Origin of the sequence: Sphaerisporangium sp. NPDC051017 (assembly GCF_040683095.1) — a bacterium.
Taxonomy (GTDB): domain Bacteria; phylum Actinomycetota; class Actinomycetes; order Streptosporangiales; family Streptosporangiaceae; genus Sphaerisporangium.
The window spans coordinates 87,545-110,239 of sequence record NZ_JBFBCI010000006.1; the positions used below are offsets into that span (position 1 = coordinate 87,545).

At 69.2% G+C, this 22,695-nt stretch carries 26 protein-coding genes; 19 read left to right on the forward strand and 7 right to left on the reverse strand.

What is annotated here, in order from left to right; translation table 11 throughout:
- Positions 1 to 3: 3 nt before the first annotated feature.
- The 5 genes from AB0M95_RS07900 (at position 4) to AB0M95_RS07920 (ending at position 4,956) form a co-directional block, all read left to right on the forward strand.
- Positions 4 to 933, forward strand: a complete 930-nt coding sequence (locus AB0M95_RS07900; RefSeq protein ID WP_363761229.1) for an ACP S-malonyltransferase — start codon at positions 4 to 6, stop codon at positions 931 to 933.
- A gap of 5 nt (positions 934 to 938) precedes the next feature.
- On the forward strand, positions 939 to 1,886 hold the full coding sequence (locus AB0M95_RS07905; protein WP_358511383.1) for a beta-ketoacyl-ACP synthase III: 948 nt from the start codon (positions 939 to 941) through the stop codon (positions 1,884 to 1,886).
- 73 nt (positions 1,887 to 1,959) lie between these two features.
- Positions 1,960 to 2,199, forward strand: coding sequence for an acyl carrier protein (locus AB0M95_RS07910; RefSeq protein WP_184616608.1), 240 nt, complete (start codon positions 1,960 to 1,962; stop codon positions 2,197 to 2,199).
- Between the two features lie 57 nt (positions 2,200 to 2,256).
- Entirely contained in the window at positions 2,257 to 3,519 is a 1,263-nt protein-coding gene (gene fabF / locus AB0M95_RS07915) for a beta-ketoacyl-ACP synthase II (RefSeq protein WP_363761014.1), read from the forward strand.
- Between the two features lie 36 nt (positions 3,520 to 3,555).
- Entirely contained in the window at positions 3,556 to 4,956 is a 1,401-nt protein-coding gene (locus tag AB0M95_RS07920; protein ID WP_363761016.1) for a carboxyl transferase domain-containing protein, read from the forward strand.
- Between the two features lie 82 nt (positions 4,957 to 5,038).
- On the opposite strand, the gene AB0M95_RS07925 is transcribed toward AB0M95_RS07920, so the two are convergent.
- On the reverse strand, positions 5,039 to 5,467 hold the full coding sequence (locus AB0M95_RS07925; protein ID WP_363761231.1) for a hypothetical protein: 429 nt from the start codon (positions 5,465 to 5,467) through the stop codon (positions 5,039 to 5,041).
- A gap of 157 nt (positions 5,468 to 5,624) precedes the next feature.
- Here AB0M95_RS07925 and AB0M95_RS07930 point away from each other — a divergent pair, with 157 nt between their 5' ends.
- Positions 5,625 to 6,467, forward strand: coding sequence for an alpha/beta hydrolase (locus tag AB0M95_RS07930; RefSeq protein WP_363761018.1), 843 nt, complete (start codon positions 5,625 to 5,627; stop codon positions 6,465 to 6,467).
- A complete protein-coding gene (locus tag AB0M95_RS07935; protein ID WP_363761020.1) occupies positions 6,464 to 7,282 on the forward strand; it encodes an alpha/beta hydrolase in 819 nt (272 codons plus the stop codon). Before AB0M95_RS07930 ends, AB0M95_RS07935 begins: the two co-directional genes overlap by 4 nt.
- Positions 7,283 to 7,291: 9 nt before the next feature.
- Here AB0M95_RS07935 and AB0M95_RS07940 read toward each other — a convergent pair whose 3' ends face one another.
- A complete protein-coding gene (locus AB0M95_RS07940) occupies positions 7,292 to 8,323 on the reverse strand; it encodes an AsnC family transcriptional regulator (RefSeq protein ID WP_363761022.1) in 1,032 nt (343 codons plus the stop codon).
- Between the two features lie 206 nt (positions 8,324 to 8,529).
- Positions 8,530 to 8,934 carry a DUF664 domain-containing protein gene (locus AB0M95_RS07945; RefSeq protein ID WP_363761024.1) on the reverse strand — a complete coding sequence of 135 codons (405 nt, stop codon included), beginning with the start codon at positions 8,932 to 8,934 and terminating at the stop codon, positions 8,530 to 8,532.
- Between the two features lie 379 nt (positions 8,935 to 9,313).
- On the opposite strand from AB0M95_RS07945, the gene AB0M95_RS07950 reads away from it, so the two are divergent.
- From AB0M95_RS07950 to tgmC, 6 genes are all read left to right on the forward strand, one after another.
- A complete protein-coding gene (locus tag AB0M95_RS07950) occupies positions 9,314 to 9,553 on the forward strand; it encodes a hypothetical protein (RefSeq protein ID WP_363761026.1) in 240 nt (79 codons plus the stop codon).
- Positions 9,534 to 10,055: a DUF6879 family protein gene (locus AB0M95_RS07955; RefSeq protein ID WP_363761233.1), complete on the forward strand. Its 522-nt coding sequence runs from the start codon at positions 9,534 to 9,536 to the stop codon at positions 10,053 to 10,055. Before AB0M95_RS07950 ends, AB0M95_RS07955 begins: the two co-directional genes overlap by 20 nt.
- 15 nt (positions 10,056 to 10,070) lie before the next feature.
- On the forward strand, positions 10,071 to 10,913 hold the full coding sequence (locus tag AB0M95_RS07960; protein ID WP_363761028.1) for a helix-turn-helix transcriptional regulator: 843 nt from the start codon (positions 10,071 to 10,073) through the stop codon (positions 10,911 to 10,913).
- Positions 10,914 to 11,008: 95 nt separating this feature from the next.
- Entirely contained in the window at positions 11,009 to 11,272 is a 264-nt protein-coding gene (tgmA, locus tag AB0M95_RS07965; RefSeq protein ID WP_363761030.1) for a putative ATP-grasp-modified RiPP, read from the forward strand.
- A gap of 2 nt (positions 11,273 to 11,274) precedes the next feature.
- Positions 11,275 to 12,225: an ATP-grasp ribosomal peptide maturase gene (gene tgmB / locus AB0M95_RS07970; RefSeq protein WP_363761032.1), complete on the forward strand. Its 951-nt coding sequence runs from the start codon at positions 11,275 to 11,277 to the stop codon at positions 12,223 to 12,225.
- Positions 12,222 to 13,376 (forward strand): ATP-grasp peptide maturase system methyltransferase, encoded by a 1,155-nt coding sequence (tgmC, locus tag AB0M95_RS07975; RefSeq protein WP_363761034.1) that lies wholly within the window; start codon positions 12,222 to 12,224, stop codon positions 13,374 to 13,376. Before tgmB ends, tgmC begins: the two co-directional genes overlap by 4 nt.
- Positions 13,377 to 13,991: 615 nt before the next feature.
- Here the strand turns inward: tgmC and AB0M95_RS07980 are convergent.
- Together AB0M95_RS07980 and AB0M95_RS07985 are read right to left on the reverse strand one after the other, a co-directional pair.
- Positions 13,992 to 14,192, reverse strand: a complete 201-nt coding sequence (locus AB0M95_RS07980; RefSeq protein ID WP_363761036.1) for a DUF397 domain-containing protein — start codon at positions 14,190 to 14,192, stop codon at positions 13,992 to 13,994.
- Positions 14,185 to 15,039: a helix-turn-helix transcriptional regulator gene (locus AB0M95_RS07985; RefSeq protein ID WP_363761038.1), complete on the reverse strand. Its 855-nt coding sequence runs from the start codon at positions 15,037 to 15,039 to the stop codon at positions 14,185 to 14,187. The genes AB0M95_RS07980 and AB0M95_RS07985 overlap by 8 nt, the downstream gene beginning before the upstream one ends.
- A gap of 130 nt (positions 15,040 to 15,169) precedes the next feature.
- Between AB0M95_RS07985 and AB0M95_RS07990 the strand changes: the two genes are divergently transcribed.
- A complete protein-coding gene (locus AB0M95_RS07990) occupies positions 15,170 to 15,502 on the forward strand; it encodes a hypothetical protein (protein ID WP_363761040.1) in 333 nt (110 codons plus the stop codon).
- Positions 15,499 to 15,903, forward strand: a complete 405-nt coding sequence (locus AB0M95_RS07995; RefSeq protein ID WP_363761042.1) for an ATP-binding protein — start codon at positions 15,499 to 15,501, stop codon at positions 15,901 to 15,903. Before AB0M95_RS07990 ends, AB0M95_RS07995 begins: the two co-directional genes overlap by 4 nt.
- 232 nt (positions 15,904 to 16,135) lie before the next feature.
- Here AB0M95_RS07995 and AB0M95_RS08000 read toward each other — a convergent pair whose 3' ends face one another.
- Positions 16,136 to 16,642, reverse strand: a complete 507-nt coding sequence (locus tag AB0M95_RS08000) for a DinB family protein (protein ID WP_363761044.1) — start codon at positions 16,640 to 16,642, stop codon at positions 16,136 to 16,138.
- 284 nt (positions 16,643 to 16,926) lie between these two features.
- Positions 16,927 to 17,421, reverse strand: a complete 495-nt coding sequence (locus AB0M95_RS08005) for a DUF3145 domain-containing protein (protein WP_363761046.1) — start codon at positions 17,419 to 17,421, stop codon at positions 16,927 to 16,929.
- Positions 17,422 to 17,613: 192 nt separating this feature from the next.
- On the opposite strand from AB0M95_RS08005, the gene AB0M95_RS08010 reads away from it, so the two are divergent.
- From AB0M95_RS08010 to AB0M95_RS08025, 4 genes are read left to right on the forward strand one after another with little or no spacing between them, the layout of a single operon-like run.
- Positions 17,614 to 18,645 (forward strand): S8/S53 family peptidase, encoded by a 1,032-nt coding sequence (locus tag AB0M95_RS08010; RefSeq protein WP_363761048.1) that lies wholly within the window; start codon positions 17,614 to 17,616, stop codon positions 18,643 to 18,645.
- Between the two features lie 43 nt (positions 18,646 to 18,688).
- A complete protein-coding gene (locus tag AB0M95_RS08015) occupies positions 18,689 to 19,210 on the forward strand; it encodes a sigma-70 family RNA polymerase sigma factor (protein WP_358511054.1) in 522 nt (173 codons plus the stop codon).
- Positions 19,207 to 19,911: a hypothetical protein gene (locus AB0M95_RS08020; RefSeq protein WP_363761050.1), complete on the forward strand. Its 705-nt coding sequence runs from the start codon at positions 19,207 to 19,209 to the stop codon at positions 19,909 to 19,911. The genes AB0M95_RS08015 and AB0M95_RS08020 overlap by 4 nt, the downstream gene beginning before the upstream one ends.
- Entirely contained in the window at positions 19,908 to 22,676 is a 2,769-nt protein-coding gene (locus AB0M95_RS08025; protein WP_363761052.1) for a CHAT domain-containing protein, read from the forward strand. The genes AB0M95_RS08020 and AB0M95_RS08025 overlap by 4 nt, the downstream gene beginning before the upstream one ends.
- The last annotated feature ends 19 nt before the right edge of the window (positions 22,677 to 22,695 follow it).

The window sequence follows — 22,695 nt, forward strand, 5'->3', positions numbered from 1 at the left end:
TTTGTGCTCGTCATCGTCGCTCCCGGCCAAGGTGCCCAGTCTCCCGGATTCCTCTCGGCGTGGCTCGAGATCCCCGGTGTGAAAGATCGTCTGTCGGCGTGGTCCGAGGTCGCGCAGCTCGATCTGGTCTCCTACGGCACCACGGCTGACGCCGACGAGATCCGCGACACCTCCGTCGCCCAGCCACTCTTGGTAGCCGCCGGCCTCGCCGCCGCGGAAGCCCTGCTGGGCCCCGACGTCCCGAGCCCACCGGACCGGGCAGGCGTCGTCGCGGGGCACAGCGTGGGCGAGTTCACCGCCGCCGTCCTCGCCGGGGTCCTCACCCCGGAACAGGCCCTGGCCCTCGTCCGCGAGCGTGGCCAGGCCATGGCCAAGGCCGCGTCGGTCACCCGCACGGGCATGACGGCCCTGCTCGGCGGCGACGAGGCCGAGGTCCTCGCCGCGATCGAGCGCCACGGCCTGACGCCCGCCAACATCAACGGCGCGGGCCAGATCGTCGCCGCGGGCACGATCGAGCAGCTCGACGCCCTGGCCGCCGACCCTCCGGCGCGCGCCCGGCCCCTGTCGGTCGCCGGCGCCTTCCACACCCACCACATGGCTCCGGCCGTCGAGCACCTCCGCGCCGAGGCCGCCGCGATCACCCCGGGCGACCCGCGCGTGACCCTGCTGTCCAACTCCGACGGCGCGGCCGTGACGAGCGGCGCCGAGTTCGTCGGCAGGCTCGTGGACCAGGTCGGCCGCCCGGTCCGCTGGGACCGCTGCATGGCCACCATGCAGGACCTCGGCGTGACGGCCATGATCGAGCTGCTCCCGGGCGGCACCCTCACCGGCCTTGCCAAGCGGGCGCTTCGCGGCATCGAGACCGTTGCCCTCAAGACCCCGGACGACCTTGAGGCCGCCCGCGCTCTGATCAGCAAGGAGACCGCTCAGTGAGGATCATGCGGGGCGCCCCGGGCGCCAAGGTGCTGGCGTTCGGCGGCTACCAGCCGCCCGGGGTCGTCACCAACGACGATCTCGCCAAGACGATCGATACCAGCGACGCCTGGATCCAGAGCCGTGTGGGCATCAAGGAGCGCCGCATCGCCGGTCCGGAGGAGTCCGAGATCGACATCGCCATCCAGGCGGGCGGGAAGGCGCTGGCGGCCAGCGGGCTGTCGGCCGGCGACATCGACCTGGTCGTCGTCGCCACCTGCACGCTGGAGGCGCAGATCCCGAACGCCGCCGCGCGCGTCGCGCACCGGCTCGGCATCCAGGCCCCCGGCGCGTTCGACGTGAACGCCGCCTGCGCCGGTTTCTGCTACGCCCTGTCGGCCGCGGCCGACGCCGTCCGCGCCGGGTCGGCGACGCACGTGCTGGTCATCGGCACCGAGAAGCTGTCGCAGTGGGTCGACTGGACCGACCGGGCCACCTGCGTGATCTTCGCCGACGGCGCGGGCGCCGCCGTGGTCGGCCCGTCGGAGACGCCGGGCATCGGCCCGGTGGTCTGGGGCAGCGCGGGCGACAAGTCCGACGTGATCGCCATCAGGAACCGCGAGTCCTTCCTGTCTCAGGAGGGCCAGACGGTCTTCCGCTGGGCGACCACCGCGCTGCACCCGGTCGCCAAGGAGGCCCTGGACCGCGCGGGCGTCGCCCCCTCCGAACTGGCCGCCTTCGTCCCCCACCAGGCCAACCTGCGCATCATCGAGGCCATCGCCCGCAAGCTCGGCGCCGACCAGGCCCTGATCGCCAAGGACATCGTGCTGGCCGGCAACACCTCCGCGGCGTCCATCCCGCTCGCACTGAGCCGCATGACCGAGCGCGGCGAGCTCCGCTCCGGCGACCTCGCCCTGCTGCTCGGCTTCGGCGCCGGCCTGACCTACGCCGGCCAAGTGGTCGAGATCCCCTGAACCTGTACGGAGGCCCGCACGGCTCACCGTACACACCCAATGAAATCCCGAAAATTCAAGGAGAAATCGCGACATGGCAGCCACCGAGCAGGAGATCCTCGCGGGCCTCGGCAAGATCATCAACGAGATCACCGGCATCCCGGAGTCGGAGGTCACCCTGGAGAAGAGCTTCGTCGACGACCTCGACATCGACTCGCTGTCCATGGTCGAGATCGCCGTCGCCGCCCAGGACGAGTTCGGCGTCGAGATCCCCGACGACCAGCTCAAGCACCTGAAGAACGTCAAGGATGTCGTCAACTTCATCCAGAACTGACCGGCTCAGGCGTCCAGCCGCTGGACGTCTGACCACCCCCCACGCCTCGCGTGGGCCATGCTTCGCGACAATCACAGGGAGCGCATCGTGAGCACAGACCGGGTACGCGTCGTTGTCACCGGGCTCGGCGTGACAACGCCCCTCGGTGGAGACGTCGACTCGACCTGGTCGGCGCTCCTCGCCGGGAAGTCGGGTGTCCGCCCCCTCACCGAGGAGTGGGTGGACTCCGTTCCGGTGAAGTTCGCCGCCAGGGTCGCCGTCGAGCCCACCGAGGTACTACCGAGGCCCGAATCCCGGCGCCTCGACCGCGCCGAGCAGTTCGCCCTGATCGCCGCGCGCCAGGCGTGGCAGGACGCCGGCACGCCGAAGGTCGCGCCCGACCGCCTCGGCGTGGTCGTCGGTAGCGGCATCGGCGGCATCACCACCATCCTGGACGCCTACGACCTGTTCAAGGAGAAGGGCTGGCAGCGGCTGTCGCCCTTCACCGTCCCCATGCTGATGCCGAACGGCTCGGCCGGCTGGATCGGCATCGAGATCGGCGCGACGGCCGGCGTCCACGCCACCGTCAGCGCCTGTGCCACCGGCGCCGAGTCCATCGGCTACGCCATGGAGATGATCAGGTCCGGGCGGGCGGACGTCGTGGTGGCCGGCGGCACCGAGGCCGCCATCCACCCGCTGAACGTCGCCTCGTTCGCGGCGATGCGGGCGATGTCCACGCGCAACGACGACCCGCAGCGGGCCTCCCGCCCCTGGGACCGGGACCGCGACGGGTTCGTGCTCGGGGAGGGCGCGGGCATCATCGTCCTGGAGTCCGAGGAGCACGCCCTGGCCCGCGGCGCCCGCATCTACGCGCGGGCCGCCGGCGTCGGCTACTCCGCCGACGCCCACCACATCGCCCAGCCGGAGCCGACCGGCGCGGGCATCAGAAGCGCGGCCCGGCGGGTCCTGGAGGACTCCGGGCTGACGGGCCAGGACATCCGGCACGTCAACGCGCACGCCACCTCGACACCCGCGGGGGACGTCGTGGAGACGGTGGCGATCCAGGAGATCATCGGCGACCACCCGATCGTCACGGCCACGAAGTCGATGACCGGCCACCTTCTCGGCGGCGCCGGCGGCATCGAGTCCGTCTTCACGATCAAGGCCCTGTACGACCGGATCGTCCCACCCACGGTGAACCTGGACAACCTCGACGACGGCGTCGAGGTGGACATCGTCCGCGGTGAGCCGCGCAAGCTCCCAGACGGCCAGATCGCCGCGATCAACAACTCGTTCGGCTTCGGCGGCCACAACGTCGCCGTCGCCTTCGCAAGCGTCTGATTTGGAGCGACAGTGACTGTGCTCGACAACGGGGTTGTGAGCGAAACCTCCGAGGAGGCCGCCCCAGACCCCCGAGATCCGCTGATACGTCTGTCGGCCCTGTTCGACGAGGGCTCGATCCACCTGATCACCCCCGAAGACCGCAGCGGCGCCCTCGCCGCCATGGGACGCATCGAGGGTGTGCCGGTGGTGGGCTTCGCCAGCGACGCCCGCTTCCAGGGCGGCGCGATGGGCAACGAGGGCTGCGAGCACATCGTGCACGCCTACGACGTCGCGGTCCGCGAGCGCGTGCCGATCGTCGGCCTCTGGCACTCCGGAGGCGCCCGCCTCGCCGAGGGCGTCGAGTCCCTGCACGCCGTCGGGCGGGTCTTCGCGGCGATGACCCGGGCCTCGGGCGTCGTGCCGCAGATCTCGGTGGTCCTCGGCCCGGCCGCCGGCGGCGCCGCGTACGGGCCGGCGCTGACCGACCTCGTGATCCTCTCCGACCAGGGCCGCATCTTCGTCACCGGCCCCGACGTCGTCCGCAGCGTCACCGGCGAGAAGATCGACATGGCGGGGCTCGGCGGCCCCGAGCCGCACAGCAAGCGCAGCGGCGTCGTCCACATCGTCACCAAGACCGACACCGAGGCGGTCGCACAGGCCCGCCGGCTGTCCGTGCTGCTCGGCCACCAGGGGCGCCTCCGTCTCGAGTCGGTCGAGGACATCGACTTCTCCGGACTGCTGCCCGAGGAGGTCCGCCGGGCGTACTCCGTGCACCCGCTGGTCAACGGCCTGCTGGACGAGCCCGGGGTCGAGCTGCACCCCAAGTGGGCGCCCAACATCGTCACCACGCTCGGCCGTCTCGGCGGCCGCACGGTCGGCATCATCGCCAACAACCCCATGCGGCTCGCCGGCTGCCTCGACTCGACGTCCGCCGAGAAGGCCGCCCGGTTCGTCCGCACGTGCGACTCCTTCGGGGTGCCGCTGGTCGTCCTGGTGGACGTCCCCGGCTACCTTCCCGGCGTCGGGCAGGAACACGACGGCGTGGTCCGCCGCGGCGCCAAGCTGCTGCACGCCTTCGCCGAGGCGTCGGTGCCGCGCGTGACGCTGGTGACCCGCAAGTCGTACGGCGGCGCGTACATCGCGATGAACTCCCGCGCGCTCGGCGCCACCAGGGTCTTCGCCTGGCCGACCGCCGAGATCGCCGTCATGGGGTCCCTGGCCGCCGTCCGGGTGCTCAAGCGCCGCGAGATCGCCGCCGCGCCCGAGGAGGAGCGCTCCGCCCTGGAGGCGCGCCTCGCCGAGGAGCACGAGAAGGTCGCCGGGGGGCTCGACCGGGCGATCCAGCTCGGCGTGGTGGACGAGGTCATCAAGCCCGAGGAGACCCGCACCGCCATCGCCAAGGTACTCGCCCAGGCAACCCCCGCCCGCGGCGCCCACGGAAACATCCCCCTCTGACACACCGCCGAGACGCCCCGCTCCTCACCTTGTGGGAACGGGGCGTCCGCGCGTGTGGCGGCCGTCCGCGAAATGGTCCTCGCTACGCTCCGGCTGTATCCCAGCCGTGCTGGGCATTCGGGACGGCGAGTTGGGCGACGAACAGGGCCGTTTCGTCCTTGAGCAGCGCCGGGTCGATCCTGCTGGCGCTCACCCCGCCGATGCCCATGGGCATGTCCCCTCGGCGTGGCGGCGTGTGCGGGCGGGCGATCATGAAGTACACGTCGTCGTTGACGAACCGTCCACTCGCCGAACCGTCCTCGGCGACCCGCAGATGGGCACACGCGACACCACCCGTCCACCCCAGCATCGGTGCTGTGAGCGTCCCGCCGACACGCATCTGCTCCAGCCACATCAGCGGGATGGTCCTCACCGAGCAGGTCGCGATGAGCCGGTCGTAGGGGGCGTTGGCCTCGTGCCCGTACAGCCCATCTCCTTGGACGAGCGTGGGCTCGTATCCGGCCTGGTCGATGGCGGCCTTGGCGCGGGGAGGGTGTGTCGATTCCCGTCAATTGATGGCAAACAACTGTCGTGTATGGCTCAAACTGACGGTCCAAGGATGGCATACCGGTGGACGAGTGCTTGGCTCGTGCCGAAGGAACAGCACGCTAGACGCAAAGGACAGCGGCATGAGCACCCTGAACGCGCAAGATATTTCTCTCTACTACGAGACCCACGGGGACCCGGAGGCCCCGCCGGTTCTGCTTCTCTCCGGGCTGGGCGGGGTGGGAGCGAGCTGGGGGACGCAGATCGCCCGCTTCGCCGAGAAGTACCACGTGATCCTGCCGGATCAGCGGGGCACGGGGCGCACGACGCGGGCCCTCAACGGCTACACCACTCGGCAGCTCGCGGCCGACATGGCCTCGCTCGTCGAGGAACTCGGCGTCGGCCCGGTCCATGTCGTTGGTGCGTCGACGGGCGGCGCCATCGCGCAGTACATGGCGCTGGAACGTCCGCGGCTTGTGCGCTCGCTGACGTTGAGCTCCACGTTCGCGCGCTTTGACGCCTTCACCAGGCGTGAGTTCGAGGTGCGGCGTAGGCTCGCCGCTGAGTGGGACAGGCGCGATCTGCTGTCCGGCTACTCGCTGTTCTTGTTCGGGCCGCGGTACACCCGTGAGCACCCCGAGGCCGTCGTGGAGTGGATCGACCGCGCAGCCGCGCTCCCGGCCCACCCCGATGACCGGAGGATCGGCCTGGCGCGGATCGACATGATCGCGGCACACGATGCGTTCGCACGGCTCGGTGAGATCACCCAGCCGACACTGGTGCTGTGCGGCGAGCACAACTTCTGCACGCCGCTTCCGCTGTCGGAGGAGCTCGTGCGCGGCATCGCGGGCGCCACGCTGACCGTCTTTGAGGAGGCGGGCGAGCTCATCGAACTGGAGCAGCCGGTGAGGTTCTTCACAGAGGTGAGCGGCTTCATCGACGGGCTGCGCGACCCGGCCCGGGGGTTGAGGCGGGCCGCGCGATGAGACTCGAACTGCCCGATGCCTCCATCGTCTACGACGACGCCGGCGACGGCGAACCCGTGGTCTTCTTGCACGGTTCGCTGTGCGCTGACTGGCTCACGCCCATGGCGCGCGAGCTGACGGAGTTCCGACGCGTCGTCATCCACCGTGCGGGCTACAGCCGCAGCGAGGACCGCACGAGCGGGGCCGGTGTGCCCGCGCAGGCCGCCCACTGCGCCGCGGTTCTGGCGAAGCTGGGGGTGCCGCGCGCCCACTTGGTGGGGCACTCCGCCGGGGCCGACATCGCACTGCACCTGGCCTACTCCCGCTCGGACCTGGTTGCCTCGCTGGTCCTCCTGGAGCCCGCGCTGCCCCGGGCGGACGACGAGCCCGCGAGTCCGGCGATGCCGACCGCGATCGCCGCGGCCAGGGCCGGTGAATGGGAAGCGGCATTCTACACCTTTCTCACGGGGGTGTGCGGGCCGGGCGTGCGCCGCCTGTTCGTGGACCGGCTCGGAGAGCAGGGGCTCGCCGAGGCCGTCGCCGGCAGCCGTTACTTCTTCACCCGGGAGTCGGCCGCGTTCGCCGGCTGGAAGTTCGGCGCGCCGCAGATGAGCGCCGTGCGGGCGCCGACGCTGCTCGTCGTCGGAGGCGGGGGCGACCGGCTCGGCACGCCCCACCGGGCGCGGGCCACCTCCATCGCAGCCCATCTCCCGCACGCCGAGACGCTGGTCGTCGACGACCTCACCCACGCCATGCCGCTGGAGGATCCCGTGCTGATGGCTCGCATCGTCAGCGAGTTCGTCGCGAGCCATCCGCTGTCCGACTCGGCCGGTTGAAGCACCGGGTCACCGTGCGGCGGGTCCACGCGATGCCCCGGCTCGGGGCGGCGCATGCCGCGACGCGCGCGTCGACGGACGGGGGAAGAAGGCGACGGCGCCCTTGACCGGGCGCAAGGCCGTCACCGTCTCGACGTCCCGCACGCCGGGCAGCCGGCCCACGACTGACGTCAGGAACCGCCACAGCGCAGACGTGTCCCGCGTCGAGACGCTCGCGAACAGGTCGCTGGCCCCGGTGACCCCCGCTGCGAACGCCACCTCGGGGCTGGCGGCGAGCGCGGCACCCGCGGCGAGGAGTTCGCCGATCCCGATGGTGAGCCACAGCATGGTACGCACCGGCACGTCGAAGGCGGCGAGGTCGACATCGACATCGAAGTGCAGGACGCCGCCGGCCCGCAGCTGGTGCAGCCGACGGCAGACAGTGCTTGCCGATGCGGTCGTGGCGGCCGTCAGCTCGTCGATCGACGCCCGTCCGTCAGCTCGCAGCACCTCGAGCATGCGGCGGCTGGTCCCATCCATCTTCGGCGGCGCTCCGACCGCAGGAGGAACATGCCGCGCGAGCCGGGTTGCCTGGCTCTCCGTGAGAGGCCCCTGCTTGGTGAACGGCTGACCGGCACCGCCATAGAAGACGTGCAGTACCTCGTGCGCCCGCACATCGAGGATGTGACGGGTACGCGGCAGCGCCTCGAAGAGCAGCGACTCGACACTGTCACCGCAGGCTGACGCGACGATCTCCGTCCCGCCCGAACACAGACTGATCCAGCTGGTGTCGGAACGCCTGGCCAGAGCTTCGGCGATCTCCGCGGCGGCTTCGGGGGCAGCCCGGACGCGCAGAACCCACTGCCGCTCGTGCAGCACCGCCGGATCGGTGAGCGCGAGCACGCGCAGGCCAAGAGCGCTGGACAACCTGCTGAAACGCCGCGCAACGGTCTGGTCGGAGACCCCGAGCACCTCGCCGATGCGCCGGAACGGGGCGCGCCCGTCGATCTGCAGGGCGTGAATCACCGCCCGGTCGAGTTCGTCAACGCCTTCCCGTGTCATACCGGCAACGCTAACAAGGCCGAAGGCGCACGGATCACGGCGAGAAACCGGCATCGGAAGCCGTGGAGGCACGGTTCTGATGACATGACGGCTACAGAATGCGTCGACCATAGCGCCAGGCTCGGCATCGACGTGCAGGTCGTCGAGCGTAACCCCGCCGACAGGGGGTTCGTCCCGTATCCCAGGCGGTGGATGGCCGAGCAGACCTACGGCATCCTCGCCTGGCACCGCCGCCTGCTCCGCGACCACGAACACCGCCCCGCCAACTCCGAATCGCGGGTGTACTGGGCGATGAGCGACGTGATGGCCCGCCGGCTGACCGGCACCTCCAGCCCATCCTGGCGGGACGCATGACCCCCGCCACGAGGCGAGGACCCGCTGGCGTCGTAGGCCGCCTGGTAGTCGCCCTCGTCGGACCAGACGAGCGGAAGCTCCTCGCCGTTGATCACGCGGCGGAACCAGGTGCGCTCGACCTCGGCCATGTGGCGTACCAGCCCGAGCAGGGACAGGGTGGACGGCGGCATGGACCGGCGGCGCAGGTCCTCGTCGGAGAGGTCGTCGCACTTCATCGCAAGCGTCGCGCGATGGAAGTCGAGGAAGGAGCGCAGCATCTCGCGCTCGCCCGCGATGAGGGGCGGGCTGATCCGTGAAATGGTCCTCGCTCCCGCTCGGGCTGTATTTCCAGGGGCCTTCGGACCCCGAGGGGAGCGCCCCTCGGACTCCCCGGCCACACCCATGTTGACGTGGGGGAATTCGCTGATGGGCACACTCGACTATGGACAGCTTCGGCGCGGGGGGCCGTGGCGAGGGCTTTTTTGTTGCGGGGAAAAGAGGTGTTCATCCCATGATGCGCCATATGAGCTTTTGGTACACATATAAGCATCTTGGGAGTTCGTGTATAGGACACCAGGGCTTGACGAACCATCTTTCACGGGCCAGGCTCCGAATCGGCCTGCAAGTCCGTACATCCTCGCGGTCTAGGAGACGACCATGGCGCTACGGTTCTACGGAAAAGGCGGCAGCCAGACGGAGAGTTGCCCATCGGTACACGGGGACGACGCTGACGGGAGCCTCGTAATCGTTGGCTGGCCGGAAGAGGACCCTGAAGTGCTCGCCAAGATCATGGAGGTGAGCCACATCGAGCCCCACGAGCGCGCGTTTAGGGTACCGAAGGAGCTGAAGAAGGCGCTTTGGGAGGCGTGCGGTGGCCATGATCCAGACTTTGACTGAGCTGTTCGCGAAGACGCAGCACTCGGTAACGCACCTTGAGTTGCGTGACACCTACGGCTCTGGAGGCCCCGGATACCGGGCGTGGCGCGAAGGAGCCTCATTGGAAGAGGCCGCCCGGATAGATGCGCCCTTTGTGGCTCCCTGGGTATCGCTGGTAAAAGCCACGACTTCGCGCGGGGTCACCTTCCGTCGCGCTCGAGTCATTTCCGAGCCGGTCACCCACTACATTCGCTACGAGCATGCGGCAACCGTCTACTCCAACCTGGCCGGAGGAGAGCAGGTTCGATGGCTCCCTCGCCCAAAGGCAAGGGACATCGCCGTGCCAGGCTGCGACTTCTGGCAGTTCGACGACGGATTGGTGTGCTGGATCTTCCAGAACGGAGAGGGAGACCCGGCCGGCTATGACCTGTCGGAGGAACCAGTCGAGGCCAAGCTGTGCTCTACCGCCTTCGAGGCCGTCTGGGAACGGGCACTCGATCACTTGGAGTACCAGCCCGCCTGAACGCGATTCCCGCACGTGCCATCACAGTCCAGCAGCGTCCAGCAAGCGCGCCGGGCCATCGCCGACAGGCTGCGCGAGATCCTTCGTGACTCCGGCCTGACCTCACGAGCGTTGGCCCGTGAGGCCGACTGGGAGGAGTCCAAGTGCTCCCGGCTCATCAATGGTCGGACCCCGCCCAGCGATGAGGACATCCGAGTCTGGTGTACTGTCTGCGGAGTCCCGGAGGAGATCCCGAACCTGATCGCGGCCAGCCGGAACGCGGCTAGCGCGTACCTGGAATGGCGTAGGGTCAACCGCAGCCAGAAGCACATGCAAAACCTGGCGCTGAAGCTCTTCTCCGAGCCCAGGTACCGCTTCTACAGCTCCAACCTGGTCCCTTGGCCCTTGCAGGTGCCTGCGTACATGCGGGCGGTCATGCTGCGCTTCAACGACTTTCACGAGAACGCGGCCACCGATGTTGAGGAGGCGGTGCAGGTCCGCGTGGCCCGCCGCCGCTTTCTGGAGGACGGTATGCGGAGCTGTGCGCTGATTATTGAAGAGACAGTGCTGCGTAACAGGCTTTTCGACGACGATACGACCCTTGAGCAACTTCGTTACTTACTCGTTGGCATGCGGCAGCCCAATGTATCGCTCGGCGTCATCCCGGTGGACGCACGGCGCATCCATCGGGCAATCGAGACATTTCACATATACGGCGACACAACAGTATCTGTCGAGCTAACCTCGGCAATCCTCACGATTACCCAACCGTGGGAGGTCGCCCTCTACGAAAGGTCCTTCAACAGGTTGGCAGGGAGCGCCGTCTATGGAGCTACCGCCGAGGGCCTTATCAGAGCTGCCATCGCGGCGCTGGAGTAAGTGACGTAGAAAACCGTACACACTCGTTGAGCGCCAGAAACGCGCGCTTCTACCTTCGGAGGCATGGCAGTCGGACACACGGCGGGAGCAATGAAATGACCGTTACAACGCAGCGACGGCCTTGGGGTGCTTCGCGCGTCACCCCTTTTGATCCCTCCGCAGGTGTGGAAGTGCCGCGCGTCCAACTGGACCCCGAGACCCAGACCGGCCGCTACTACGACCCTGAGGGCCAGCCGATCAAGGCCGGTAAGCACGGTACGAACGTGGAGACCAACAAGGCTACGACGACGAGCACAAGAGACGGGAAAGAACCACAGAATCCCGATTCGGACAGTACCACCGCGTACGATCAAGACTGACCATGATCGACGCTCCCGTACTGGTGATCACGGCTGTTGACGACATTACGGCTGACCTGGTCATTCGGCGGCTCTATGATCGTGCAGTCCCTGTGGTGCGCCTGGATCCGGCTGATTTCCTGGGTGGCGTTGCCACGATGTCGGCGAGATTCGGCCGCGAGATGTCGGGTGTGATTCGTACGACGAGCCGGGAGCTTGACTTGGGGCGGGTGCGGGCGGTGTGGTGGCGCCGTCCCACCCCGTACCAGGTCCCCGCTGGTCTGGATGAGCACATTTCGAGGTTCACGGTGAACGAGGCAGGCATGGGCTTCACCGGCGTGCTGGCCGCCCTGGATAGTTTGTGGGTGTATCATCCGTGGGACATTCGGGCGGCCGACCACAAGCCCGTTCAGCTCAATGCCGCGGTGGACTGCGGGTTCCGGATCCCGGAAACGCTGATCACCAACGATCTTCAGCAGGCCCACGTATTCGTGCAGGCCTTTGAGTCCGTGGTGTACAAGCCGTTGCGACAAGGACCACTGCCTTCCGAAGACGGACGTCTCGGCACGATCTGGGTCGGCCCGGTCTCGGCTGACGATCTCAACGAAGCCGTGGCCGACACCGCGCACACCTTCCAAGCCCGGGTGCCCAAGGTGGCCGACGTACGCGTCACCGTTGTCGATCAGCGAATCTTCGCCGTGCGGATCGACAGCGGCGGACTCCTGGACTGGCGATCCGATTACTCTGCGCTCGACTACTCCCTGGTTCCCTGTCCGGTTGAGGTGGAACGGGCCATCCACAGTTACATGACACGCTTCAGGCTGTTGTTCGGAGCCTTCGACTTCGCCCTCACGTTGAGCGGGGAGTGGATCTTCTTGGAGTGCAATCCGAATGGCCAGTGGGCCTGGATCGAAAAGCAGGAAGATGCCGTGGCCGATGCGCTGGCCGATCTCCTGGCGAAAGGAAAGGGATGACTCAGCACTCGCCAATCCGGCGGAAGACCATGGCCGACCGGATCTTCGGTGAGGAAGACCTGAAGGCGTCGCGGTGGCGCGCTGCTGTGGAAGCGGTACCTCGTGAGACGTTTCTGGGCGAGGCGGTCTACAGGGACACCGACACCCCTGAAGGAACCGTGTGGAACCCTGTCTGGAGGCGGTCGATGTCTGCCCAGGCGTGGCTGGAGCTCGTCTACCAGGACGAGACGTGGGTGACCCAGGTCGGTGGGATCGCAGCGATCGACGCCACTGAAGGGGTGAAGGGTTCACCGACGTCGTCGTCGACCATGCCAAGCCTGGTCGTGACGATGCTGGAAGTGGCCGGCATCGGTGACGGTGAGACGGTTCTGGAGGTCGGTACCGGTACGGGTTACTCCACGGCGCTGATGTGCGCGCGCTTGGGAGACGAGGCCGTAACCTCTGTCGAATTCGACGTCGCTGTGGCGGCCAAGGCGAAGGCGGCCTTGGCCAGTGCGGACTACGCTCCGACCCTGGTTCAGGGAGACGGTCTTGTTGGCTTCGAGAAGAATGCCGAGTACGGCCGCCTCATCTCGACCTGCGCGGTTCGCCACATCCCCATGCCGTGGATGTGGCAGGTTCGCGACGGCGGCAGCATCACCACGCCCCTGTGGGGCTGGCTCGAAGGTTCGGTGCTCGCGAACCTGACGCTCGACCACGCCGGAAACGCCTCCGGGTATTTCGCGCGGGAGAGCGTCGCGTTCATGCCCGCCCGTCCGCACATGCCGCCACCACGCCCGTCCGCGCTCTACTTAGGGCGTGGCGTGGAGACCGAAAGTCGGATCGACCCTCGCCGATTGCACCATCCTGTTGGGCGATTCGTCGCTCAGCTCGGAGCGCCGTCCGCCGTGCTTCTCGGCGCGGGGGACGAAATCGTCCTGCTCGACGTGGCCACCGGGTCACAGGCAGAGACCGCTCCTGCGCCGGATGGTGGATGGGTCGTACGTCAGCACGGCCCGCTACGTCTGTGGGATGCCGTCGAGCAGTCCATACTCACCTGGCAGGCGGCCGGGTCCCCGCACCAATCGGCGTTCGGCCTGACCGTCACGCGAGAAGATCAGCGAGTATGGCTCGGCGCCCCCGACGGGCCGAGCTGGCGTCTTCCCGTCTGAATCGATGGAACCTTTATAGGCCCCCGACCGCGCGGCGTGGCGGGGGCTCTCCGTGTTTGACGATACGCGTCGCGTTTGTCGTGAACGACGTGGCCTCGGTCCAGCCGTGAACTACACGCCCCGGTAAGAGTTCTGTTGATGGGGGAGTCCGAGGGGCGCCCCTCGGGGCCGGGAGGCGCCTGGGAAACACAACCCGAGCGGAGCGAGGCCCTTCGGGCGTTGTGGGCGACCACGTCCAGGGACTCCGCCTCGCGGGCCCCCGATAGAGCGCGGTCGACGGAGGCATGGCCGTCCGAGGAGGATTGCCCTAACTGGGAAAGCTCTCCGCATCTAGACGGAAGGTCCCTCCCAAGTCGGCCCGTCGGGTTCTCCTAGCCAGACGTACTGGCGGTCTATGGTCCTCGCTTCCGCTCGGGCTACTTTTGCAGGGCCTCCGGCCCCGAGGGGAGCACCCCTCGGACTCCCCCGTCCCGCCACACCCCATGCTGCGTGACGAGATTTCACTTATGAGCAACTTGGCTGGTGAAAGTCACCACAAGCAGCACCCACACAAAGAGAGCCCTCGTGATGCGAGGGCTCTACTCCATAACAGTCGTCGTGGCTGGGACCGCGATCCTAGGCGCCGAACCCACTGATCTTCACACCATCCACGAATGCTGCCCACTCATCCGCCGAGAAGATCAGCACCGGCCCCGTAGGGGTCTTGCTGTCTCTGACGCCGGTGAAGCCGGACAGATTCGAGGCGATTTCAACGCAATTGTTACCCCCACCGCTGTAGGTGCTCTTACGCCAGAGGGCCTTGGCAAGATCAGTCATGAAGTTGTTCCTTGGCGTCGGCGATCAGTCCGATGGAATGCTCCGGAGACAGAGCGACATCACAGATGCGCTCAAAAGCCACTGTATAGCGCTCGACCTGTTCGGAACTCTCGACGTACACGTCACCGGCAGTGCTCTCCACGTAGGCCACATCAGGATCAAGCTCATCCGGGAACGACAAGATCGTAAATGCGCCTTCGAGGCCGGCATGCACTCCCACGCTGTAGGGGAGCAGCCTGATCGTCACATTGGGTCGGCGAGCGGCGGTGATGAGGGCCTCCAACTGGCCATACATCACTTCACGACTGCCGATCTGGCGACGCAGCACCCCTTCGTCCACCACCGCGTGAAGGTGAGGGGCCTTGGCCCGGCTCAAAAGAGTGCGCCGCGCCATGCGGGCCATGACTCGTCGATCGATGTCCGCAGGGTCATGGAGTTCCGGTCGAACCGTACTGATCACCGTGCGCGCATAGTCCTCCGTCTGCAAAAGGCCAGGCACAAGCTGAACTTCCCATTGACGAATCAGAGCCGCTTCATCTTCAAGTCCCACGTAAGAACCCGTGAACACGTCCGCGTAGGCCGTCCACCATCCGCGGCGGCGGACCTCCTTCGCGAGCTGTATCAATGCCGCGCGCGTCGATGAATCGGTGCCATACAGATCGCAGATCTGCGCCACGTCCGTGGGGCTGGCGCGGGTACGGCCGGTCTCGATCCGACTCACCTTGCTGCGGCTCCATCCAAGTTGCGCGGCAGCCCCCTCAGGGCTGATCCCGGTTCCCTCCCGCATCCTCCGCAGCTCTCGAGCAAGACGGCGCAGCCGAACCGTAGGACTGTGGGCGATCGACATGCGCACAGTCTGCCCGATGGCAGCGACAGTCACATCACAATCGCTCTAGGTAGTCAAAATCTGCACAGTGCATTGACAGGCTGCACTTGGCGAACTCATCATGACGAGCACCAAGACGGACGGAGGGTGAATGGCTAGCAAGGATCTTGTACGTGCTCGTTTCAACAGGAACGACGGCATGCCCACGAACAAGGAAGGGTTTCCTCAGACGACGAAGGCACAGCAGTACCACCACCTGGTCACGTTGGCCTGGGAGCTCAGCAGGCGCGGACTGCGCGCGGTGGTAGATCTGCCGCTGAAGACGGACCCGGTCCTGGTAGTGCCCCGGACGGCGAGTGCTGTGCGCGTCATGGCGTGCCTGCACAGGGGCACGTGGCTTTACACCTGGGGCCGGGGTTCAGGTCAGCGGGTCCCGGTAACGGCGGACGACGCAGCCGACCGTGTCTGGGAGGTCGCCCAATGACGACCGTCGATCTTCTCGGCAAGGTGGACCTACTCGGTAGGGCCAGCTCCATCGCGCTCGCGCGGATGTACGTCCGGGAGGTACTGCTGGAGGCCGGATACCGAGTCGTGGATGACGTCCTCCTCTTGGTGGGCGAGGTGGTCGCGAATGCGGTGAAGCACTCCTACTCGGGACGTCAGGCTCGCGGCGTGATGCAACTGCTGGTCTACCGCAACGACCGGACTGTACGCGTAGAGGTGGTCGATGAAGGCTCACCCAACACCATTCCGCAGATACCCGCACAGGTCGATCCCCTCAGCGAGAACGGCCGGGGGCTGTGGCTGGTCCGAGAACTTTCCTCCGCATGGGGATGGCAGCAGGATGAAGCGGGTCGCACGGTTTGGTTTGAGATAGCGCCGTAGCAGCAGTCGGCGGCCGGAGAATGCAAGCAAGTCCCCGAAACATCTAGCAAGGAATCGGCGCCCGTCCGCTGAGCCGCGGACGGCGTGGCCTCGATCTGGCCGTGCGCACCGAAAGCGTGCCGGGCTGCAGCCCTTCTAAAATCACCCACAACATAAAGGGGGAGTCCGAGGGGCGCGCCCCTCGGACCGGGAGGCCGCTGGGAAACACAGCCCGAGCGGAGCGAGGCCCTTTTCAGGGGCCTACGGTGCCGTCGATGGCTTCGCGGAGGAAGTCGGCGTGGCCGTTGTGGCGGGCGTACTCGTGGATCAAATGGAGCATCACCAGGCGGAGGGACACATCCTCGTTCCACCGGGCGTTGTGGGCGACCACGTCCAGGGACTCGGCCTCGCGCTCGATGCGGCGCGCGTGCTCGACCTCCTCCTGCCAGGCGTCGAACGCCTCCTTGCGGGTGGACTCGCTCGCATCGTAGGCCGCCTGGTAGTCGCCCTCGTCGGACCAGACGAGCGGAAGCTCCTCGCCGTTGATCACCCGGCGGAACCAGGTGCGCTCGACCTCGGCCATGTGGCGTACCAGCCCGAGCAGGGACAAGGTGGACGGCGGCATCGATCGGCGGCGCAGGTCCTCGTCGGAGAGGTCGTCGCACTTCATCGCAAGCGTCGCGCGATGGAAGTCGAGGAAGGAGCGCAGCATCTCGCGCTCCCCCGCGATGAGGGGCGGGCTGATCCGTTCGGTCGTCACGGCTTGGTCCTTTCACGCCGAAAGCGCCACGCTAGCCGAGTCGTCCCGTTCGCACGACATGCCCACCTGTCGTCCCGTCCGCACGTACACGCCCGCCTGCCACCGGCCGCCTCCCCCAGGCCGGCACCCTTCGGCGGGCCGCTCGACGGCCGAGCAGGCGAGACGGGCAGGCAGCCGAGGCAGGCAAGCGAGGCAGGAAAGGCCCGCACGGCCGGGAACGGTCCAATCAGGACGTGCCCGGCGCACGCGGCAGCGACGAGGGGCCCGTGAGGCCGGAGCGAGGGTCAGACGGCGGCGTGGAGCCAGCGGACCGGGGCGCCGTCGCCCGCGTAGCGGAAGGGTTCGAGTTCCTCGTCCCACTGCTTGCCGAGCAGTTTGTCGAGCTCGTCCTCCAGCGCGGCGCGGCCCTGGGCCGCCATGAGCATGACGTTGCGCAGCCGATCCTCGGGGATCATGATGTCGCCCGAGACGCCGACGACGGCCGTGAAGGCGCCGAGCGCGGGCGTGTAGGCGTTCCGGGAGCCGTCCACCCCCGGCGAGGCGTCCTCGGTGATCTCGAAGCGGATGCGCTGCCAGCCCATGAGGGACGACGTGATCGCCGCGGCCGTGCCGGGACGGCCCTCCCACTCGGCCTGGGTGCGCACCGTGCCGGGCTGGGCCGGCTGAGGAGTCCACGATAGGTCGACGGGTATGCCAAGGACACCCGCGACCGCCCATTCGATATGCGGGCACAGCGCGGGCTGAGCCGAGTGGACGTACAGCACGCCACGAGCAGACACCGGACCTCCCGTTTCGTACGAGGTGCGCCTTCCCCAACGTCCTCATACTGGGATGATCACAAGTGACTGAGGGAGAGACTACCGTCCGTCGTGGCGGGGCACCAGAGCCGGGTCATACCTAATCACGCTTGCCAACTCTCCGCATAGGGAAAGATACACTCGGTGATTATCTGTCCCTTCGAGGAGTCACCGATGAACGTGCAGGCAGTGGAGCACACGCCGGGGCGAACTGCCCTGATTCGTCCGGGCATGCTCCTCAGCCGTTCCCCGGTCGCCGCCACCCGGTGGACGCAGGCCGTCGAGAACATCGAGGGCCTCTACCTGCTCCGGCTCGCGCCCGGGGCGGACCCGTGCGAGATCGCCGCCACGCTCGCCGCCCAGGGGCACGAGGTCTCCCCCAACCACGTGGTGACCGGCCAGCCCCTGTTCTTCGGCGGCCCCACCGGCGCGCCTCGCCCGGCGCCCGCCCCCGCGTACGACACGGCGGCGCCGTCCCGGGTGACGGTCGGCCTGCTCGACACCGGCCTGGTCCGGCACCCGTGGTTCGAGGGGCAGCCGTGGTTCACCGGCCGGCCGGAGGAAGTGCTCGACGCCGACGGCGACGGGCGTCTCGACCAGCAGGCGGGGCACGGAACGTTCATCGCGGGCCTGCTGCTGCGCCAGGCTCCCGGGGTGCGGCTCCGGGTGGCCCGGGTGCTGGACAGCGAGGGCGTCGGCGACGAGGCGGGCGTGCTGCGCGCGCTCGGCCGCCTGCGCGATGTCCGCCTCGATGTCCTGCTGCTGTCGTTCGGATGCTTCACCTACGACGACCGGCCGTCGCCTCTGTTGGAGCGCGCGCTGGCCGGGTTTCCCGACACCGTGATCGTCGCCTGCGCGGGGAACACGGCGTCCTCGCGGCCGTTCTGGCCCGCCGCGCTGCCCCGCGTGATCGCCGTCGGAGCCCTCAATTCCACGGAAACCGGGCGCGCCCGGTTCTCGGCGTTCGGGCCGTGGGTGGACGCGTGCGCCCGTGGCGAGGACTTGACCAGCAGTTTCGTGGACTTTCACCCGTTCAGGAACTACGCGAGCTGGAACGGCACGTCCTTCGCGGCCGCCCTCGTCGCCGGCGCGATCGCCGCCGCCGCGCGGCGCATGTCCCCCGCCGAGGCCGCCGACCACGTGCTCGACGCACGGCACGGCACGCGTTTCCCCGATCTCGGGGTCTTCGTGCCCACGGTTCACTAAGGTTCTCACCAAGAGTATTCAAGCAACTACACAGGGTCGCTATATGCCTTACGACCTCGATCTTCTCGACGAGACCGCGTGGCGCGGACTGGTCGACCGCTTCGGGTTCCGCATGTGGGCGGTCGCCCGCGCCTGCGGTCTAGACGCGACCGACGCCGCCGACGCCGTGCAGGCGGCCTGGCTGCGGCTCGTCGAAAAGCTGGACACGATCCGCGACCCCGAGGCCGTCGGCGCCTGGCTGGTGACCACGACCCGCCACGAAGCCGGGCGGATCCGCCGTAAGCGGGCGGGTCATCACCTGACCGGGCTGGTCCCCGACCTCCCGTCCACCGAGGGCGACCCCGTCGCGCGCATGCTCAGCGAGGAGGACGGGCGGCGGCTCTGGGCGGCGATCGACACGCTGCACGAGCCCTGCCGCACGCTGCTGCGCCTGATCGTCACCCTCCCCGAGGTCACCTACGCCCAGCTCGCGCGGCGCATGCAGATGCCCATCGGCAGCATCGGCCCGACGCGCATGCGCTGCCTCAGACGCGTCCGCTCCCTCATGGGCGAGGAGGCCCGATGACCCGACACGAACCCCATCCGGCGAGTGCCGATGATCCGTCACCCGCCGAGATCGACCTTTTCGCCACTCTGACCGCCAGGGACCAGCCTCGGGTGACTCCGGCCATCGGCGGCCTCCGCATGGCCTCGGGGGGCGACGAGGGGCGGCTTTCGGCCGGTGCCGCCAGAGATGGGCACGTTCCGGCCGTGGGCGACGGTGAGCGCCTCCTGCCGCGTCCCGCCGATGACGAATACCTGCTGGCCGCCCTCAGAATCGCGGCGGGGGTGGACCCGGTCCCCGAGCGGGTCGGCACCGACGCGCGCGCCGTGTTCGCGCTGCGCCTGCCCGGAGCCGTCCTGGCCGGCCCCCTGGAACCCCAGCCGGGTCTCGTGGCGGACGCGCGGCCCCTGGCGGGCGTCCGCTCCGACGGCTGCCCGGCCGACGACGAGCCGCGCCTGCTGCGTTTCGGCGCCGACGGGCTGACGATCGACATGGAGGTCACGGTCCGCGATTCACACCTCGACCTCGCCGGCCAGGTGCACCCCGCCCCCGTCCGGGGCGCCCGCATCGAGATCAGGACGCCGCACATCAGCAAGATCCGTTTCCCCACCGAGAACGGCCTGTTCGCCACGACGGGCCTCCCCCACGGCTGGTTGAGCGTCGTCTACCACCGCCCGGGCGACCGCCCCGTGGCGACCCGGTGGCACTGCGTCCGCCAGTGACCGGCGATCCGCACCCCGCCGCCTCCGGCAACCCCCCGGCGTCCCACACCCCCGCCATGCCCGAGTCCTGGACGCCCACCACCCCGCGCCCTCCCGAAGACAGAGAGCCGCAAACCGGACGCCTTGTGGTGGCGGCCGAAGAGGCGGTGTCGCTGTCGGGCGCAGACCCCGGGCGGGCACGGGAGCATGCGAGCGCCGTGCTGGTCGAGGCGGAGGCGCGGGGGCACGCCGAGGCTGCCTCCGTCGCGCATCGCGCGCTGGCGCTCACCGCCCGGGAGTTCGGCGACCTCGGGCTCGCGGCCGAGCACCTGCGCCTGGCCGTCGCCGCGGCACGCGACCTGCCCGAGCGCGCCGCGCAGGCCCGCCTGTCCCTGGTCACCGTCCGCGCCGACCTCGGCGACCCCGAGGGCGGGCTCCGCGTGGCCGACCTGGCCGAACGCCACCTCACCGGCCTCGACCGCCACCGGCTGGGCGTCCAGCGCGCGGTCGCGCTCGTCCGTCTCGGACGGACGGCCGAGGCGGTGGCCCGCTGCGACCGCGCCATCGAAGGGCTCACCGGATCCGGGGACGCCCGCTTCCTGGCCGGGGCCCTGGTGAACCGGGGAATCGCCCACGCCTACCTGGAACACTACGACGAGGCCTCCCGCGACCTGTCGGCATGCCTCGTGATCGCCCGGGACGCGGGGCTGGACCACCTCGCCGTCCTCGCCCAGGCCAACATCCCGTTCGTCGCGGCCAGGCGAGGAGACATCCCGGCCGCCTACGCCGGGTACCAGGCCGCCGAGCGGGAGCTGACCGGCTACCCGGAGCGGCTCGCCGTGATGCGGGCCGACTTCGCCGAGGCCCTGCTGGCCGCCCACCTGCCCGGCGAGGCCCGCGCTCAGCTCGCCCTGGCTGTGCCCGAGCTGGCGATGGCCGGAGCCCGGGGCGCGCTCGCCGAATCCCGGCTGCTCCTCGCCGAACTGGAACTACTCGTGGGCGACCCTCATCAGGCGAAGGCGGGCGCGGAGCTCGCGGCCCGGGAGTTCACCTCGCAGGGACGCGACGCCTGGCTGCCCTTGGCGGAGGAGGTCGTCCTGCGTGCCCGTCTCGCGGAACGTTCCGCCGGGCGACGCCCGACGGGCGAGCGTCCCGGCCAGGTGACGGACGGCCGGAAGGTAACGGGCGAACCCATCGGAAACCCGCTGAACGACCGGGCCGACGACCGGCGGCTGCTGGACGAGCTGCGCGAGCTGGGGGGACGCCTGGCCTGGGCGGGCTGGACGGGTCAGGCGGCCGCGCTACGGCTCACCACCGCCGAGCTGGCCCTGACGCTGGGAGACCGCGCCCGTGCCGAGGCCGAGCTTCGGCACGTCATCGCCACCGATCCGGCAGGGCGGACGCACCGCCTCGTCCGCCATCACGCGACCGCCCTGGAACGCGACCTTCACGGCGACCGGCCCGCGGCCATCGCGGCGCTCCAGGCCGGGCTCGCGGAGGTGACGTCCGGCGGCGAGCGCCTCACCGACCCCGGGGTACGCGCGCACGCCGCCCGGGCCGGTGAGCGGCTCGCGGAGTTCGGCCTGTCGCTCGCCCTGGCCGACGGACGCCCCGAAGTGGTCCTCGGCTGGGCCGAACACTGCCGCGCCCTCACCCGGAAACCCGTATCGGACGCGAGACCGGAAGACGCCGCGCTGACCGAGACGCTGCGCCAGGCGCTGGAGGGCGCGGCGCTGGTCGAGTTCGTGCGGCACGGTGACCGGCTGGCCGCGATCGTCGTGACTGCCGATCGCCATGCGCTGCGCGAGCTGGGCTCGTACGCGGCGGCGGCCGAGGCCACCGTTCGCGTCCGGTACGGCCTGCGGCGGGCCGGGCTCCGGGACACTCACGCCCTCAACGAGGTCGCGGCCGAGGCGGGCCGCCTGGGCGCGCACCTGCTCGGGCCTCTGGCCGGAGACATCGGGGACAGGCCGCTGGTCATCGTGCCGACCGGCGCGCTGCACACCCTGCCGTGGCCGGTGCTCCCGGCCTGCCACGGCCGGCCGCTGTGCGTGGCCTCCAGCGCCACCGCCTGGCTGACGACGGCCACCCGGCGACCGGGTTCCCGCGGAGCCGAGACCTCACCGCGTCCCGTCCCGGCCGCCGCCTTCGCAGATCCGTCTCAACCCGCGCCCCACGTGACCGCGCCTGAACACCACATGTCCGAGAGCCCGGGGGCGAGGGTCGTCGCCGTGGCGGGGCCGGAACTCCGGTACGCCGACGCGGAGGCGGCGATGGTCGTCCGCGCCCATCGAGCCGCGGCCGGAGCATGTCCGTCCTCAGGCGGCGGGAACGAGTCCGTGCGGGTCAGGGCTGTGCGCGGGGATGTGTTCGCCGCGCTCGAGTACGCGGACGTGCTGCATGTCGCGGCGCACGGCACGTTCCGCGTCCGCAGCCCCCTGCTGTCCAGCATCACCCTGGAGGACGGGCCGCTCATGGCGTACGACCTGCTCCGGCACGGACGGACGCCCCCGCTGGTGATCTTGTCCGCCTGTGACGCCGGGATGGCGCACGCGCCGGTCGACGGTGCGCCGCTCGGCCTCGCCGGCGCGTTCCTGGACCAGGGGACCGCCTGCGTGGTCGCCGGTCTCGTGCCCGTCCGGGACGACGAGGCGCTGACGCTCATGACGGCGTTCCACGCGCTGCTGACCTCCGGCCACACCCCCGCCGAGGCACTCGCGACCGCGAGCCGCAAGACGGGCGTCGACGGGTTCGCCTGCTTCGGCTCACTGGGGCATCCGATCTGACACGCGGCTCACCAGGCGC